Source organism: Acidovorax sp., assembly GCF_027492855.1.
Taxonomy (GTDB): domain Bacteria; phylum Pseudomonadota; class Gammaproteobacteria; order Burkholderiales; family Burkholderiaceae_C; genus Acidovorax.
Map to the genome: position 1 here is coordinate 16,656 of NZ_JAPUDY010000007.1, position 14,473 is coordinate 31,128.

12 protein-coding genes are annotated in these 14,473 nt (G+C 64.1%); 3 read left to right on the forward strand and 9 right to left on the reverse strand.

The features are described from left to right. Window positions 1–2 precede the first annotated feature (2 nt). Genes fliJ through fliF form a run of 5 tightly spaced genes read right to left on the reverse strand, consistent with a single transcriptional unit; the run spans window position 3 to window position 5,300 of the window. Window positions 3–467: a flagellar export protein FliJ gene (gene fliJ / locus Q0105_RS00850; protein WP_298207786.1), complete on the reverse strand. Its 465-nt coding sequence runs from the start codon at window positions 465–467 to the stop codon at window positions 3–5. Window positions 468–486: 19 nt separating this feature from the next. Then, window positions 487–1,881, reverse strand: a complete 1,395-nt coding sequence (gene fliI / locus Q0105_RS00855; RefSeq protein ID WP_298207787.1) for a flagellar protein export ATPase FliI — start codon at window positions 1,879–1,881, stop codon at window positions 487–489. Further along, complete coding sequence (locus tag Q0105_RS00860) at window positions 1,871–2,593, reverse strand: flagellar assembly protein FliH (RefSeq protein ID WP_298207788.1); 723 nt, start codon at window positions 2,591–2,593, stop codon at window positions 1,871–1,873. The genes fliI and Q0105_RS00860 overlap by 11 nt, the downstream gene beginning before the upstream one ends. Then, window positions 2,580–3,575 (reverse strand): flagellar motor switch protein FliG, encoded by a 996-nt coding sequence (gene fliG / locus Q0105_RS00865; protein ID WP_298207789.1) that lies wholly within the window; start codon window positions 3,573–3,575, stop codon window positions 2,580–2,582. The genes Q0105_RS00860 and fliG overlap by 14 nt, the downstream gene beginning before the upstream one ends. Window positions 3,576–3,599: 24 nt before the next feature. After that, window positions 3,600–5,300: a flagellar basal-body MS-ring/collar protein FliF gene (gene fliF / locus Q0105_RS00870; protein ID WP_298207790.1), complete on the reverse strand. Its 1,701-nt coding sequence runs from the start codon at window positions 5,298–5,300 to the stop codon at window positions 3,600–3,602. Between the two features lie 175 nt (window positions 5,301–5,475). Here fliF and fliE point away from each other — a divergent pair, with 175 nt between their 5' ends. Next, complete coding sequence (fliE, locus tag Q0105_RS00875) at window positions 5,476–5,790, forward strand: flagellar hook-basal body complex protein FliE (RefSeq protein WP_298207791.1); 315 nt, start codon at window positions 5,476–5,478, stop codon at window positions 5,788–5,790. Window positions 5,791–6,212: 422 nt separating this feature from the next. On the opposite strand, the gene Q0105_RS00880 is transcribed toward fliE, so the two are convergent. The 4 genes from Q0105_RS00880 to Q0105_RS00895 all read right to left on the reverse strand — a co-directional run bounded on the left by Q0105_RS00880 (window position 6,213) and on the right by Q0105_RS00895 (window position 10,155). Further along, window positions 6,213–6,512: a flagellar protein FliT gene (locus tag Q0105_RS00880; protein WP_298207792.1), complete on the reverse strand. Its 300-nt coding sequence runs from the start codon at window positions 6,510–6,512 to the stop codon at window positions 6,213–6,215. A gap of 3 nt (window positions 6,513–6,515) precedes the next feature. Next, the gene (fliS, locus tag Q0105_RS00885) at window positions 6,516–6,968 is read right to left on the reverse strand and encodes a flagellar export chaperone FliS (protein WP_298207793.1); all 453 of its coding nucleotides are present in this window, start codon (window positions 6,966–6,968) and stop codon (window positions 6,516–6,518) included. 65 nt (window positions 6,969–7,033) lie between these two features. After that, entirely contained in the window at window positions 7,034–8,467 is a 1,434-nt protein-coding gene (gene fliD / locus Q0105_RS00890) for a flagellar filament capping protein FliD (protein WP_298207794.1), read from the reverse strand. Between the two features lie 197 nt (window positions 8,468–8,664). Beyond that, complete coding sequence (locus Q0105_RS00895) at window positions 8,665–10,155, reverse strand: flagellin (protein ID WP_298207795.1); 1,491 nt, start codon at window positions 10,153–10,155, stop codon at window positions 8,665–8,667. 323 nt (window positions 10,156–10,478) lie between these two features. Here Q0105_RS00895 and Q0105_RS00900 point away from each other — a divergent pair, with 323 nt between their 5' ends. Then, window positions 10,479–11,969 (forward strand): flagellin, encoded by a 1,491-nt coding sequence (locus Q0105_RS00900; RefSeq protein WP_298207796.1) that lies wholly within the window; start codon window positions 10,479–10,481, stop codon window positions 11,967–11,969. A gap of 140 nt (window positions 11,970–12,109) precedes the next feature. Beyond that, window positions 12,110–14,323 carry an acetylglucosamine transferase gene (locus tag Q0105_RS00905; protein ID WP_298207797.1) on the forward strand — a complete coding sequence of 738 codons (2,214 nt, stop codon included), beginning with the start codon at window positions 12,110–12,112 and terminating at the stop codon, window positions 14,321–14,323. The last annotated feature ends 150 nt before the right edge of the window (window positions 14,324–14,473 follow it).

Consider the following 14,473-nt stretch of genomic DNA (forward strand, 5'->3'; position numbering starts at 1 on the left):
GCTCAATACTCCTGGCCCTGAGAGCCCTGGCCCGCGTTGCGGTACTGCATCGCGGCCCGTTCGTCGGTCTGTTTCTGTTCCCTGCGCATCTGCTGGAGCTCCTGGTCCTGGCGCCGCTTGTCCACAACCTTGCGCAGGCTGGTGAGACGCAACTCAGCCTCCAGCAGCGCGCGCTGGGCACCCTCCACCCGACCCGCCTGGTCGCCCACCACACCCGTCTGGATGCTGGCTGCGTGGCCCAGGCGGTTCATGAACTGGTAGTGGTGGTACATCACCTCGGGCTGCATCGCCGTGTCGGCCTTCATCCCCCAGCGGGACTCGGTTTCACGGGCGTAGTCTTCCAGTTGATCCAGCTGTGCGCGCGCCGCCTGCTGCGCGGCCAGCGCGTCCTGCAGCACCTTGCGCGCCGCGTCCCGCTTGCGCAGCGCGACATCCACAGCAACGGCAAGAGAGTTCAGGCTGGACATGGCAAGGGGCCGATCAAATTCAATGGTCCAGGACCGATGCCATGGCTGCCACGCTCTGGTCCATGGACGCTGCCTCGAACATGTCCTGCTGCAGAAAGCCCGCCATCTCCGGCTGCAGGCGGATGGCCTCGTCCAGTGCGGGGTCGGAGCCGCTCATGTACGCACCCACCTGCACCAGGTCACGGCTTTTCTGGTAACGCGAGTACACGGCGCGAAACCGCCGCGCCAGATCGAAATGCCCGCGCGAAACCACGTTGTGCATCACCCGCGATGCCGATTGCTCGATGTCGATGGCGGGGAAGTGCCCCGTCTCCGCCAGCGCCCGCGACAACACGATGTGCCCGTCCAAGATGGCGCGCGCCGCATCGGCAATAGGGTCCTGTTGGTCATCGCCCTCCGACAGCACGGTGTAGAAGGCCGTGATTGACCCCACCCCATGCAGGCCGTTGCCGCTGCGCTCTACCAACTGCGGCAGCTTGGCAAAACACGACGGGGGATAGCCCTTGGTGGCCGGCGGCTCGCCAATGGCGAGCGCGATTTCGCGCTGGGCCATCGCATAGCGGGTGAGCGAATCCATGAGCAGCAGCACATGCTGACCCTTATCGCGGAAATGCTCGGCCACGGCCGTGGCGTAGGCCGCGCCCTGCATACGCAAAAGCGGCGGTGCATCGGCAGGGGCCGCCACCACCACCGAGCGTGCGCGACCCTCCTCGCCCAGGATGTCTTCCACGAACTCCTTGACCTCGCGGCCCCGCTCGCCGATGAGCCCAACCACGATCACGTCCGCCTGGGTGTATCGGGCCATCATGCCCAGCAACACGCTCTTGCCCACGCCAGAGCCCGCAAACAGGCCCAGGCGCTGGCCGCGCCCCACAGTCAGCAGGGCATTGATGGCACGCACGCCCGTGTCCAAAGGCTCGCGGACCGGGTCACGGTCCATGGCGTTGATCTGCCGGCGCCCCATGGATTCGACCACCACGTCCTGCACGGGGCCGCCATGGTCCAAGGGCAGGCCCTGGGCATCCACCACGCGCCCCAGCAAGCCATCGCCCATGGGCAGCCGCAACACGCCTGCGCGCTGCACGGGCCGTGGCGGCTCGCCCAGGCGGGGCATGGGAATGTAAGGCGCGGCGGGAACCACGCTGGCGCCGCTGGACAGGCCGTGGATGTCGCCCGCAGGCATCAGGAAAGCGCGATCGGCCGAAAAACCCACCACCTCGGCCAGCACCGGCGCATGCCCCGGCATCTGCACCATGCACTGGGAACCCACCGGCACGCGGATACCCACAGCCTCCAGCACCAGTCCGGTCAGCCGGGTAAGCGTGCCGCGTGTCTCCAGCGGCGCCTCCTCGGCCACGCGTTCGCGCGCGTCGTCCATGAAGCGCGTCCAGGCGGAGGGGGTCTCAACGGTCATCGCCTTCGCCTTCGTCGTTCCACGGCGATTGAAGGCCCAGCGCCGCAATGGCGCGCTGCCACCGCTTGTCCAGGCTGCCGTCCACCACCGTTCCCGCAGACTCCACCAGGCAGCCCCCAGCGGGCACTGCAGCATCGGCCAGCCACTGCACGCCCGGCGCGTCGATCTCTTCGCGCAGGGGCTGTGCCATGGCTTCCATGTCCTTGGGGTTCAGACGCACCGTGGCGGGCCGCCCCTCGGCGACGAGCATGCCCACAGCCTCGCGCACCACGGGTTGCAGGGCATTGGGGTTGACGGACAGCTCCTGGCGCACCACCTGGCGTGCAATGTCGCAGGCCAGCTCCAGCAATTGCTGCGCCATCTGCTGCTGCATGTCGATCAGACTCGCGTCCAGGGTCTGAAACACCCCTTTCATGCGCTGCGCCGCATCGTGCCCCTGTTGGGCAATGTAGTCGTCCATGCGGCGCTGCCACTCCAGCGCTGTCTGCGCCTGCCCCTGGGCAAAGCCCTCGGCATGGGCATCATCCAGGGCCTGCTGCTGCAGCGCCTGTTGCTCAGCCTCGCTCATCTCGGCGGGGATTTCGGCAGCAGGTTCCGGATCGGGATCGACCAGGTCGGAGCCGTCCATCGCTCCAAACTTCCACTGCGTGAAATCGCCGACTTCCTCGCTGGGGATGAAGCGCGAGTAGGAGCGCTGGTTAGACGAAGGCATCGTCACCACCGCCTCCAACGACGATCTGGCCTTCGTCGGACAGGCGTCGGATCGTCTTCAGGATTTCCTTCTGCTGCGCTTCCACTTCGGACAGGCGCATCGGGCCACGGGATTCGAGGTCTTCGCGCAGCGCTTCGGCCGCACGCGAGGACATGTTCGACAGGAACTTCTCGCGCAGCTCGGGCACCGCGCCCTTGAGTGCCACGATGAGGGTTTCGGACGCCACTTCCTTGAGCACGGTCTGGATGGCGGCGTTGTCGAGCTTGAGCACGTCCTCGAACACGAACATCTTGTCCATGATCTTCTGGGCCAGGTCCGGGTCGTAGCCCCGGATGGATTCGAGCACCACGGCGTCCATGTTGCCACCCAGCAGGTTGATGATTTCGGCGGCGGCCTTGACGCCTCCCAGCGAGCTCTTGCGGATCTTGTCGCCACCGGCCAACACCTTGAACAACACCTCGTTGAGGTCCTTGAGGGCGGTGGGCTGGATGCCTTCGAGCGTGGCCACGCGCAACAAAATTTCGCTGCGCTGGCGGTCTGTCAGGTGCATCAGGATGCCGGACGCCTGGTCGCTGTCCAGGTGCACCAGAATCGCCGCGACGATCTGAGGGTGCTCGTTGCGCAGCAATTCGGCCACGGACAACGGGTCCATCCACTTGAGGCTTTCGATGCCCGAGACGTCCCCGCCCTGCAGGATGCGGTCGATCAGCAGCCCGGCCTTGTCGTCGCCCAAAGCGCGCTTGAGCACGGCGCGCACATAGTTGCCCGTGTCCGACACCAGCAGGCTTTGCGCGGCGGCCTCGCTAGAGAATCTGTTGATGACTGCGTCCACCTTCTCGCGCGACACCGAGCGCATGCGCGCGATGGTTTCGCCCAGCTTCTGCACCTCTTTGGGCGAGAAATGCTTGAATACTTCGGCCGCTTCCTCTTCGCCGAGAGACATCAGCATGATGGCGGCATCGTTGAGGCCTTGGTCGTCCATGGTGGTGGTCCGTGCAGTCGGGGGCTAGGCGGGGTCGCCGTTCAGCCAGCTCTTGAGAATGTTGGCCACGGCCACTGGATTTTCCTTGGCGAGCACCCGCGCATCGTCCAGGCGCAATTGCTCGGGCGTCGCGGGCACCATTTCGTCCTTCTTGGACGGTGCGGGCAGCGCGGGGCGCTCGGGCGTTTCGGCCTCCAGGGCATCCAGCTGGCCACCGGCGGCAGGTGCAGCGCCCGCCTTGGACGTGGCCGGTGCCGCGCCCTTGAGGGCAGGCCGCACCAGGCCCAGCAGCACCAGCGCAGCAAACAGAACCGCGCCCACCGGCCATGCAAAAGTCTTGGCCAGGTCGATCGCCTCGGGTTGCTTCCACAGCGGAACATCCGTAGATGGCGCCACCGTGACCTGGAACGGCGTGTTCATCAGGTTGACCGAGTCACCCCGTTCCTTGTTAAAGCCAATGGTTTCACGCACCAGTGCCGTCATCTGCTCGATCTGCTCGGGCGTGAGCGCCTTGGTCACCGTCTTGCCCTTGTCTTCAAGGGATTGGTAGTTCACCACCACCGCCGCGCTCAGGCGCTTGACGGCGCCGGTGCTGCCCCGCGTGACACGCACGGTCTTGTCCACTTCATAGTTGGTGGTCGATTCGCGCTTGTTCGTCTGCTCTTCGGCCGCTCCCTGCTGGCCGCCTGCATTGGGCGCAGGGTTGGCGCCGTTGATGGGCGCGGCAGAGGGGGCGGGCGGCTGGTTGGCCACCGCGCCAGGAACACCGGTGGCGGTTTTGTTGGAGCTGCCCCGGCTCTCCATCACCTGCTGGCTGCGGATCGCGCTGGAGTCGGGCGTCTGGTTGGGTCGGAACTGCTCGGATGTGGACTCCGTCTGCGTGAAGTCCACTTCGGCAGTGACCTGCGCCTTGACGTTGTCGCGGCCCACCACGGGCTCCAGGATGTCCATGATGCGGCGGGTGTACTGCTGCTCGATCTGCTGCACGTACAGCAGTTGCTGCGCATTGACCTCGGCCCCGGCGGCACTGTCGGGCGCTTGGGACAGCAGCTTGCCGGTGTCGTCCAGCACGCTGACGGCGGACGGAGCGAGATCCGGCACACTGGATGCGACCAGGTGCACGATGCCGGCCAGCTGGGCACGATCAAGCACGCGGCCGGGGTGCAGGCTCACCAGCACCGAGGCCGAAGGTTTTTGCTGTTCGCGAAAAAACCCGTTTTGATTGGGAAGCGCCAAGTGCACCCGCGCGCCCTGCACGGACGACAGCGCCTGAATGGAGCGGGTCAGCTCACCCTCCAAGCCGCGCTGAAAGTTCAGGCGCTCCTGGAACTGCGTCATCCCGAACTTGCTGGACTCCATCAGCTCAAACCCGGCCACCGAGCCCTTGGGCAAGCCCTGGGTGGCCAAACGCAGGCGAACATCGTGCACACGGTCCGCTGGAATCAGAATGGCGCCGCCGCCTTCGGCGTGTTTGTAGGGCACATTCATCTGCGACAGCTGGGCCACGATGGCGCCGCCATCCTTGTCGTTCAGATTGGCAAACAGCACCCGGTAGTCGGACTGGCGCCCCATGACGACAGCCGCCACGGCAACGGCCACCAGCAGCACCACGCCCAAGCCCAGCCGCATGCGCTTCGCCCGATCGAGGGCGGACAGCCGCTGCAGCCAGTTGGGGCTGGCCGCCGTCGGGAGCGAATTGAGAGGGACTTCAGCAACAGCAGACATCTTGCTTTTCCAGTAAAGCAGGTCCTGCAACAGACCTAGCGTGGTGTCGATTATTCGGTCACGCCCGCACCATGTTCGCTGGATAAGCCGCCCGTTTGACCATCAATTCAAAGCGATGGGTGCCGGGGCGGTGGCTAGGATACGCAGCATACCGCCATTCCCTACGGATACAGCCATGGACCTTCGCATCTCAAGCTCTACCGCCCCCCTCTCGGGCGCAGGCCTGGCGCGCCGTGCTGCAGCGCCGCAAGACACGGGCAGCAATGAAGTGGGTTTTTCAGGCGCCCTCAAAGGCGCGCTGCAATCGGTGAGCGCGGCACAAAACCACTCGTCTGGGCTGCAACGGGAGGTTCAGCTGGAAAACCCCTCGGTGAGCCTGGAAGAAACCATGGTGGCCATCCAGAAGGCCCAGATCGGCTTTCAGGCCACGCTGCACGTGCGCAACCGCATGGTGCAGGCCTACACCGACATCATGAACATGCAGGTGTAATAGTGACACTCCCCTGAGCGGCTGCGCCGCTTCCCCTCGCTCTCACAGCGCTGCGCGCTGTGGGCAAGGGGACGATGCCCTCGCTGCGGGGCGGCCCTTGCTCGGCATCTCTCGCCTAGGGCGTGCCGGTATCGGACAATCGAGACCCGCAACCACTCCTGATTTCGTAGCTGGTTGCGCTTAGTGGGTAAGCGCTGGAGGCATTTTTTATCATCAACAGGGGACGACGTCCATGCTCCGGGACGGCCGCCTTCCCTTTGCAGGCCTCGCCAACAACGGTGGGGTACCGACTCCAAAATCCACAGTTTGCTATTAATTTAATAGCTGCTTGCGCTTTATAAACAAGCGGTAGATCCCTATTTCACCCATAAAAAAACCGACCTCACTGGATCGGCTTTGTCTTGAAGCTCTCGGTGCACGCCTCAGTGCATCATCTGCGGCTGGCCTTCAAAAAGATGTTCGAACTGCGCCAGCCAGGGCTCGGCCAGGCAGCGGATCTGGGCGTCGTTGCGCAGGATGCGCTGCATGATGCGGGTCTTTTCCCGGCGGTGCTCGGGCAAGAGCTCGTGCTCTTGCGACTTGAAGCGCAGTTGCTCGATCAGCACGGCGCAGGCACCTTCGTAGCGCACCACGCCGTCCCAATCCTTGAGCCTGGCAGCCTCCAGCATCTTGGAGCTGCTGTCTTCGATCGCCTTGTAGTAATCAATCAGCATGTGGGACATGGTTCAGGCCTCCATCAGCACCGGTTGGCCGGAGGCAGGCGTTTCGGTCGAAGAGCTGGCGCCCGTTTTCTTGATGTCGTTCCATCCCAGGGCCACGGGCTCGATCAGGCGCATGACCTCTTGCATCATCGCGTCGTCGTTGCGGGCGTTGGCCAGGATCAGGCGGCGGATGCAGTAGTCATACAGCGCGCCCAGGTTTTCGGCCAGCTCGCCGCCGTCCACCTTGTCGAGCGAGGTGCTCAGCCCCTCTTCGAGGATGCGCACCGCCTTGGAGATGGCGTTGACCTTGCCCAGCACGTCGCCGCGTGCCATGGCGCCACGTGCCGTGGCGATGGAATTGAGAACCCCTTCATACAACAGGCTGACCAGCTGGTGCTGGTCGATCGTGTGCATGCTGGTCTCTACATTGATGCGCTGATAAGCGTTGGCTGCACGGGGGCTGTAGGCGCTGAACATGCTGGAATTCCTTGCGATGTATTACTTGATTTATCGGCCAACGCCAGAAAAACTGAAGCCCCCAATTAGCCCTTCGACTTGTTCCATGCCGCCACCTGCTGCGAGATGTAGGCATTCAAGCCATTCAAGGAACTCAACTGCGTATCCAGCGCGTTGTAGCGCTGTGTGATCCGCTTCTCGAACGCATCGACCTTGTCGTTCACCCGGGCCTGGTCCTGGGCGTTGCGCTTGAGATTCAGTTGCAGAGTCTCGTCCTTCGACTTGAAGAACCCACTGTTGGAGAGCATGTTCGTGGTCAAGGCCTTCAACTGCACGGCAATGCCATCGGCAGAGCCGCCGCCCGTGTTGCGGAACAGGCTTTTCACATCGTCAGGGTTCTCGGACAACGCCTTGTTGAGCTTGCCGGAATCCACCGCTAGGTCGCCGCCCAATTGCTGCGTAATGCCGATGTCCGCCAGCCGCTGAAAAGCGCCGCCGCCCGTCGTGACCGACTGGATCGCGTTGCGCAGCGCGCTTTGCAACCCCACCGCCGTCGAGTCGCCCTGCAGCAGCCCGGCCGACTTGGTGGCGGCGTCGTACTTGGTGGCGTCCTGCAGCAACTGGTTGATGGCGTTGTAGGCTTTCACGAAACCGTCAATGTTGGACTGGATCGCAGAGTTGTCCTTGCTCACCGTGATGTCGACGGGCGCCGTGGTCACCTGCTCGGCCTTGAAGGTCACCCCCGAGATCGTGGAGGCAAAGGTATTGGTGGCCGAAGACACGGCAATCCCGTTGACCGTGGCCTGTGCGTTGGCGGCGGCCTGCGTGACGGTGGAGCCGTTGACCAGGCGCGACAGGCCCGTGGCATCGGTGTTGCCCGCGCTCTGTGGGTCGGTATCACCACCCTCCATCACGCTCAGGCGAAAGCCGAACTCCGCGCCAGTGCTCTTGCTGCGCAGCAGCAGGCGCTCGCCCGAGGCGTCGTTCAGGATCGATGCGGTCACCCCCGCATTCGAGCCATTGATCTTGCTGGCCACGTCAGAGAGCTTGTCGCTGGCCGTGATGGCGATATCGACCGGCTGGCCACTGCCAGGCGTGAAGGACGCAGGCACCACGCTCCACTGCCCCAACTCAAGGCGCAGCGTGCCTGCACCGAGCGCGCCGCCCACGGGCAGCAAAGCAGCCGATGCCGTGGCCTGCGCCTTGGCAAGGCTTTGAACTTCCACGCTGAATGTCGTGGGCAAGGTGCCACCCACGGCGGAGGCAGAGACGTATTTGGAGTCGGACGACGTGGTGGCCACGCCATTCCAGCCGGTCACGCTGGTGAGCTTGCCTGCTGCGTCCTGCAGCGTGGACACCAGCGATTTGATCTGGCCGAAGGCAGAAATCTTGGTGTTGACCGTGGCCGCCTGCAGCTTGAGCGTATCCAGGGGCCTTTTTTCGAGCGCGACCAACTGGGAAATGATGCTTTTGACATCCAGCCCATTCGTGCCGACACCTGGGGATGAAATTGTTGCCATACCAACCTCCTGAACTGGTCCAACGGAAATTATGGCGCCGAATGGCGAAAACAAACGTCCGTAAACACGCCAGGAAACCCGTCTTATCCAGCAGTCCTGGCACCCGCTGTCCAAAAAGCCAAACGGCGGCGGCAGAAAAATCTGCCGCCGCCCGGTCCGTCAGGGCGCTGCAACGCCCTGACTGCCATGCCCGCCGCTTAGCGCAGCAGGGCCAACACACCTTGCGGCAGCTGGTTGGCCTGAGCCACCATCGCCGTGCCGGCCTGCTGCAGGATCTGGGCGCGCGACAGGTTGGCCGTTTCTGCGGCAAAGTCGGCGTCCAGAATGCGGCTGCGCGAAGAGGACAGGTTTTCCGACGTCACTTGCAGGTTGCTGATCGACGTTTCAAAGCGCGACTGCAAGGCACCGAGCTTGGCGCGTTCACCGTTGATAAAGGCCAGGGCCGAATCCACCGTCTTCAAAGCGCTGGTTGCGTTGCCGAACGTGGTCACATCCAGATTGGCGACCGCCTGCAGAGAAGAGCCACCGGCATCCAGTTGGTTGCTGCCAGAGGCAATCGCGAACGACTTTTCCGAATCCAGCGTGATGTAGCCACCGGTGCTCACGGTTTCTGCCGTGGAGTCAGCCGTCAGCGTGCGGGCAGTACCGTTGCTCGCGCCTGCTGCGTCGTAGCCGGTGACGGTCACGTTGGCGACGTTGGCATTGGAGGTTTCACCCACCACGATGTCGTTGCCGGTCGCATTGGTCAGGATGACCTGCGTGCCGTCCGAGCTCAGCGCGGCGTTGATACCCGTCTTCGCAGACTGGTCGTTGATGGCGGACACTGCGGCCGACAGGCGGTCCGTGCCGGTGGCCGAGGTCAGTGTGAACGACACGGTGCGGGCCGCGCCCACGTTGTCGCCTTCCAGCGTCAGCGAGTAAGAGCCCGCCGATGCCATGCCGCCCAGGCGCACTTCGGTGCGGGCCGTGGCGGTCACGCCGGTATTGGCTTGCAGGGCATTGATCTGGTCGGCCGTGGCCTTGGCGTTGGCGCTGGAGACAACGGTCAATGTGCCAGTGCCCAGATAGCCGCTGATGGCCACCGAACCGGCGGTCACGCCGTTGTTCACCGCCGTCGTGCCGCTGGCGGGGGCTTGTGCACCAATGCCCGAGCCGTTGGAGGCCACGTTCTGGTTGTTGCCATACACGCTGGTGCGCAGGTTGCCGGTGGCGGCCACGATGGTCTGGTTGGCATTGGCGCCCACTTGGAACTGTTGTGTACCAAAGGTGCCGTCCAGCAATTTCTGGCCGTTGAACTCGGTCGTTTGCGAAATACGGTCCAGCTCGGACACCAGTTGGCCGACTTCCTGTTGCAGAGCCTGGCGGTCGCCAGCGCTGTTGGAGGCGTTGGCCGACTGCACAGCCAGTTCACGCACACGCTGCAGGATGTCGCCAGAGGCCTTCAGGGCGCCTTCAGCGGTTTGCGCCAGAGAGATACCGTCGTTGGCGTTACGCACTGCCTGGTTCAGGCCGCGGATCTGGCTGGTAAAGCGCTCGGAAATGGCCAGGCCGGCGGCGTCGTCCTTGGCGCTGTTGATGCGCAGGCCCGACGACAGGCGCTGGATGGAAGTGTTCAGCGAAGTCTGGCTCATGCCCAGGTTGCGTTGGGCGGTGAGGGAGCTGATATTGGTGTTGATGGTGGAAGCCATTGCAAATCTCCAGAAGTAAGAACTGACTGAATATGGCGTTGCCGCCAGCCGGGGCGCCAGCACCACGCTGGCCTCCTGGGTTCCCAGTGCTGCGTGCCATCTGGTGAACGGCGGGCCATTTACGGTCCGTTGCAATTGTTTTCGGGTCGCCGTTGGAAAACTTGAGGGCCAAACGCACAAGTTGTGCGGTTTTTTGGCCGCTTATCAGCCCAACGCCCAAAAACAGCATCTCCACAATTCATCCATCGTTCCCCCATTGACAGCCGGACGGGTGCGCTTGAACCGGCAAACAGATCCGTCTCACGACGTTAAGGAGTTTCGCCATGGCAGCAACCATCAATACCAATATCAGCTCGCTGACTGCACAGCGCAATCTGGGCACCAGCCAGATGTCGCTCAACACAGCCATCCAGCGCCTGTCGTCGGGCCTGCGCATCAACAGCGCCAAGGACGACGCCGCCGGCCTGGCCATTTCCGAGCGCTTTACCAGCCAGATCCGCGGCCTGAACCAGGCAGTGCGTAACGCCAACGACGGTATCTCTCTGGCGCAAACCGCTGAAGGCGCCCTGAAGGCCTCTGGCGACATCCTGCAGCGTGTGCGTGAACTGGCTGTGCAGTCGGCCAACGCCTCCAACAGCGCTGGCGACCGCCAGGCTCTGCAACAGGAAGTCGGCCAACTGGTGTCCGAGCTGGACCGTATTTCGCAAACGACCGAGTTCAACGGCCAGAAATTGCTGGACGGCACCTTTGGTACACAACAGTTCCAAGTGGGCGCCAATGCCAACCAGACCATCGTGGCCGCCACCGGCAACCTGCGCACCAGCGTGTATGGCAACAACCAGAACGTGGCCTCCAACGGCTCGGGCATTGGTGCACAAGCCCCCGCCAGCGGCACGACGGCGGTGAACAACGGCGTGACCGCCGGTTCGGTGGCCATCAGCGGCTATCTGGGCACTGGCACATTGACCGTTGTCTCCAGCGCCAACGCCAAGGCCACGGCCGACCAGATCAATGCCCTGCAAGCCAATACCGGCGTGACCGCCACGGCCCGCACCGAAGTGCGCCTGGGCGGCATGGCATCGGCGGGCTCTTACTCGCTGACGCTGGAAGGCGACAACGTGGGCGCGGCCCGCACCGTGTCGTTCACACTGACCTCGGCCACCGGCACGGACCGCCTGTCGGCCGCAGTGTCCGCCATCAACGAGCAAGCGGCCAAGACCGGCATCAATGCCTCGCTGAGCTCGGACGGCACACAAATCATCATGACCAATGCCACCGGCAATGACATCGTGATCGGCGACACCGTGAACCCCAACGTCGCCGCCGTAACCATCACAGGCTACGATGCAGCAGGTGCGAGCAACGGCACAGCCCGGACGCTGACAGCCGACAGCACGGCAGAAAACGTGAGCACCGGTGGCTATATCACGCTGGATTCGGAAAAGTCGTTCGCAGTGACCTCGGCCAGCAACCAATTGGACAACGGCGGCTCATCGCTGCACACCGTGGCCAACCTGGACGTGACCACCTTCTCCAACGCCACCGACGCCCTGAAGACCGTGGACTCGGCCCTGGCCTTCATCAGCGGCGAACGCGCCAAGCTGGGCGCCATGCAGTCGCGCTTTGAAACCAGCATTGCCAGCCTGCAGATCACATCGGAGAACCTCTCGGCCTCGCGCTCACGCATCCAGGATGCCGACTTCGCGGCGGAAACAGCCAATCTCTCGCGCGCCCAGATCCTGCAGCAGGCAGGCACGGCCATGGTGGCCCAGGCCAACCAGATCCCGCAGGGCGTGCTGTCGCTGCTCAAGTAATCTGCGTACAGCCCCACAAGCGGCAGCGCCAGTGGCATGACAGAACAACAAAGGGGCCCCAGCGGGCCCCTTTGCACATGGCACACTGCGCCAAACCGCCCGCCCCCTTCTTGCTTACTTGCTCGCAGATTGGCCGCCACGTGCAAACCAAACACATCGAACAGGACGAGCCCCGCCTCAAGGCGGCACTCGCCGCCGCCGACTGGCCCCTTCTCACCCGCTTGTGCCGCCAGGCCTTGCGCAAGAACGGCCGCCACCTCACCGCGCACCGGCTGCTGGGCTTTTCGCTGAACAAGCAACGCGAATTCGACGCCGCATTCAAGGCCTACCAGCAAGCCTATGTGTACTGGCCGGACGACGCGGAACTGTTGGTCAACTACGCCAACGTGCTGATCGAGCAAGCCCGCAACGGCGACGCGCTGCCCCACCTGGAGAAAGTCTGCCAACTGCGCCCTCAGCAAGCCATCGGCTGGATCAAGCTGGCCGAATGCTGCTACCTGCTGAGCCTGCACGACAAAGGCTTTGACGCCAGCCAAAAAGCCGCCGCGCTGGCCGAAACGCTGCAAGACCGTGTGGCTGCGCTCATGCAAAGCGCCATCCACCGGCGCGAGCTGGGCCAGGTGCGCGAGGCGATTCGAGACTGCGAGGCGGCCATCGGCCTGCGCCCCGCCGACCCCGGCAACTACACCAACCAGCTGTTGTTCATGCTGGCAGACCCCGACGTGGACGCGGCGCAACTGTCGGCCGCCGCGCGGCAATACGGCGCGGTGTTCGAGCCCCCGCTGCGCCCCGCATGGCCCCGTTTCGAGGAGCACCGGGGCTCGCCCTGGCGGCGCCTGAAGATCGGTTTTCTTTCGCCCGACTTCCGCGTGCACTCGGTGATGTACTTCGTGGAAGGACTGCTGGCACAACTGGACCGGCGCCAGTTCGAAGTCTTCGCCTTCTACCTCTTCCCCCGCAACGACCATGTGACCGAGCGGGTGCAGCGCCACACCGACCACTTCATACCGCTGGCAGGCTTTAGCGCCCAGCAGCAGGCCGAAGCCATCCGCGCCCAGGGCATCGACATCCTGATTGACCTGGCGGGCCACACCGGCAACAACGGCCTGCTGGCCCTGGCCCACAAGGCGGCGCCCGTGCAGGTATCGTGGCTGGGTTTTCCGGCCACCACCGGACTTGCAGCCGTGGACTACAAGTTCACCGACGAGATCACCGACCAGCCCGGCGCCGATGCGCAATACACCGAGCAGCTCTATCGCCTGCCCACGCTGTTTGCCTGCTACCGCCCCATGAGCCGCAACCCGCTATGGCGCTACCAGCCGCGCTACCAGGTACAGCCGACTCCGGCCTTGGAGAACGGCTTCATCACCTTTGGCTCCTGCAACAACCTGGGCAAGCTCACCGACGAAGTGCTGGCCCTGTGGGGCCGAGTGCTGGCTGCGGTTCCGGGCTCGCGCCTGCTCATCGAGGGCAAAAACCTCGATCGCCCCGATTTCGCGCAGGCCTACCGCGAGCGCTGCGACCGCTTGGGTCTGCCCTCGGCGCAAGTGGACCTCGTGGCGCTGCGCAACGACAACCAATACCTCACCTACCACCGCATCGACATCGCGCTGGACCCCTTCCCGCTGACCGGCGGCACCACCACGTTCGACGTACTGTGGATGGGTCTGCCCATCGTGTCGATGGTGGGCGAGAGCTTCAAGAGCCGCATGGGCGTGGGCTTGCTGGCCTACCTGGGCCGCACAGAGTGGCTGGCCGAAACGCCCGAGGACTACGTGCGCATCGCCGCCAGCCTGGCTGCCGACGTGCAGGCGCTGAACACCCTGCGGCTGGGCTTGCGCGCCGAGGTGGAGGCCTCGGCCTTGATGCGCGAGGACATCTTCAACCACCACTTCGCAGAGGGCCTGCGTGTGATGTGGCTGCAGTGGCTGGCTCGCGCCGAACACCCGGACGACCCCGAGGCCCAGGCACAAGCGATCCAGGACTGGCTGCCTCGGCTGCCCGAGGCCTGGACCCAGCCACCCACGCCCGGCGTGGGCCTGAAGCCCGGCCAGCGCGTGAGCCTGCACGAGGCCCACCAGCGCCTGCAGGATCTGGTGGAAAAAGCCAAGGCTGCCCCGCCACCCACGCCCGCCACGGAGGCAGACACCAGCGCGAGCCCAGCCCTCAAGGACCGCCACTGGATCGCCGTGACCGAACTGGCCGAAACCGTGCTCAGCGCCGTGCCCCACGACCCCGTGGCCCTGGCCTGCCTGGCAGAGGTGGAACATGCCCACGGCCACACCGAATTTGCCGTGACCTATTTGCGGCATGCCACGCAGGCGATGGGTATGGACGCCACTTCAGCGGCCTGACGCCTGTGCGCCCCCGGACAACAGGGGCTGCTCTGCTCCAGAGAGTTACTATTAAATCAATAGCTGCTTGCGCTTACCCACAAAGCGCCAAGCAGCTTTTTTAGGGATTGCTATACAGGTATTGAAATATCTGCAGCCCAAAGTCGCTCA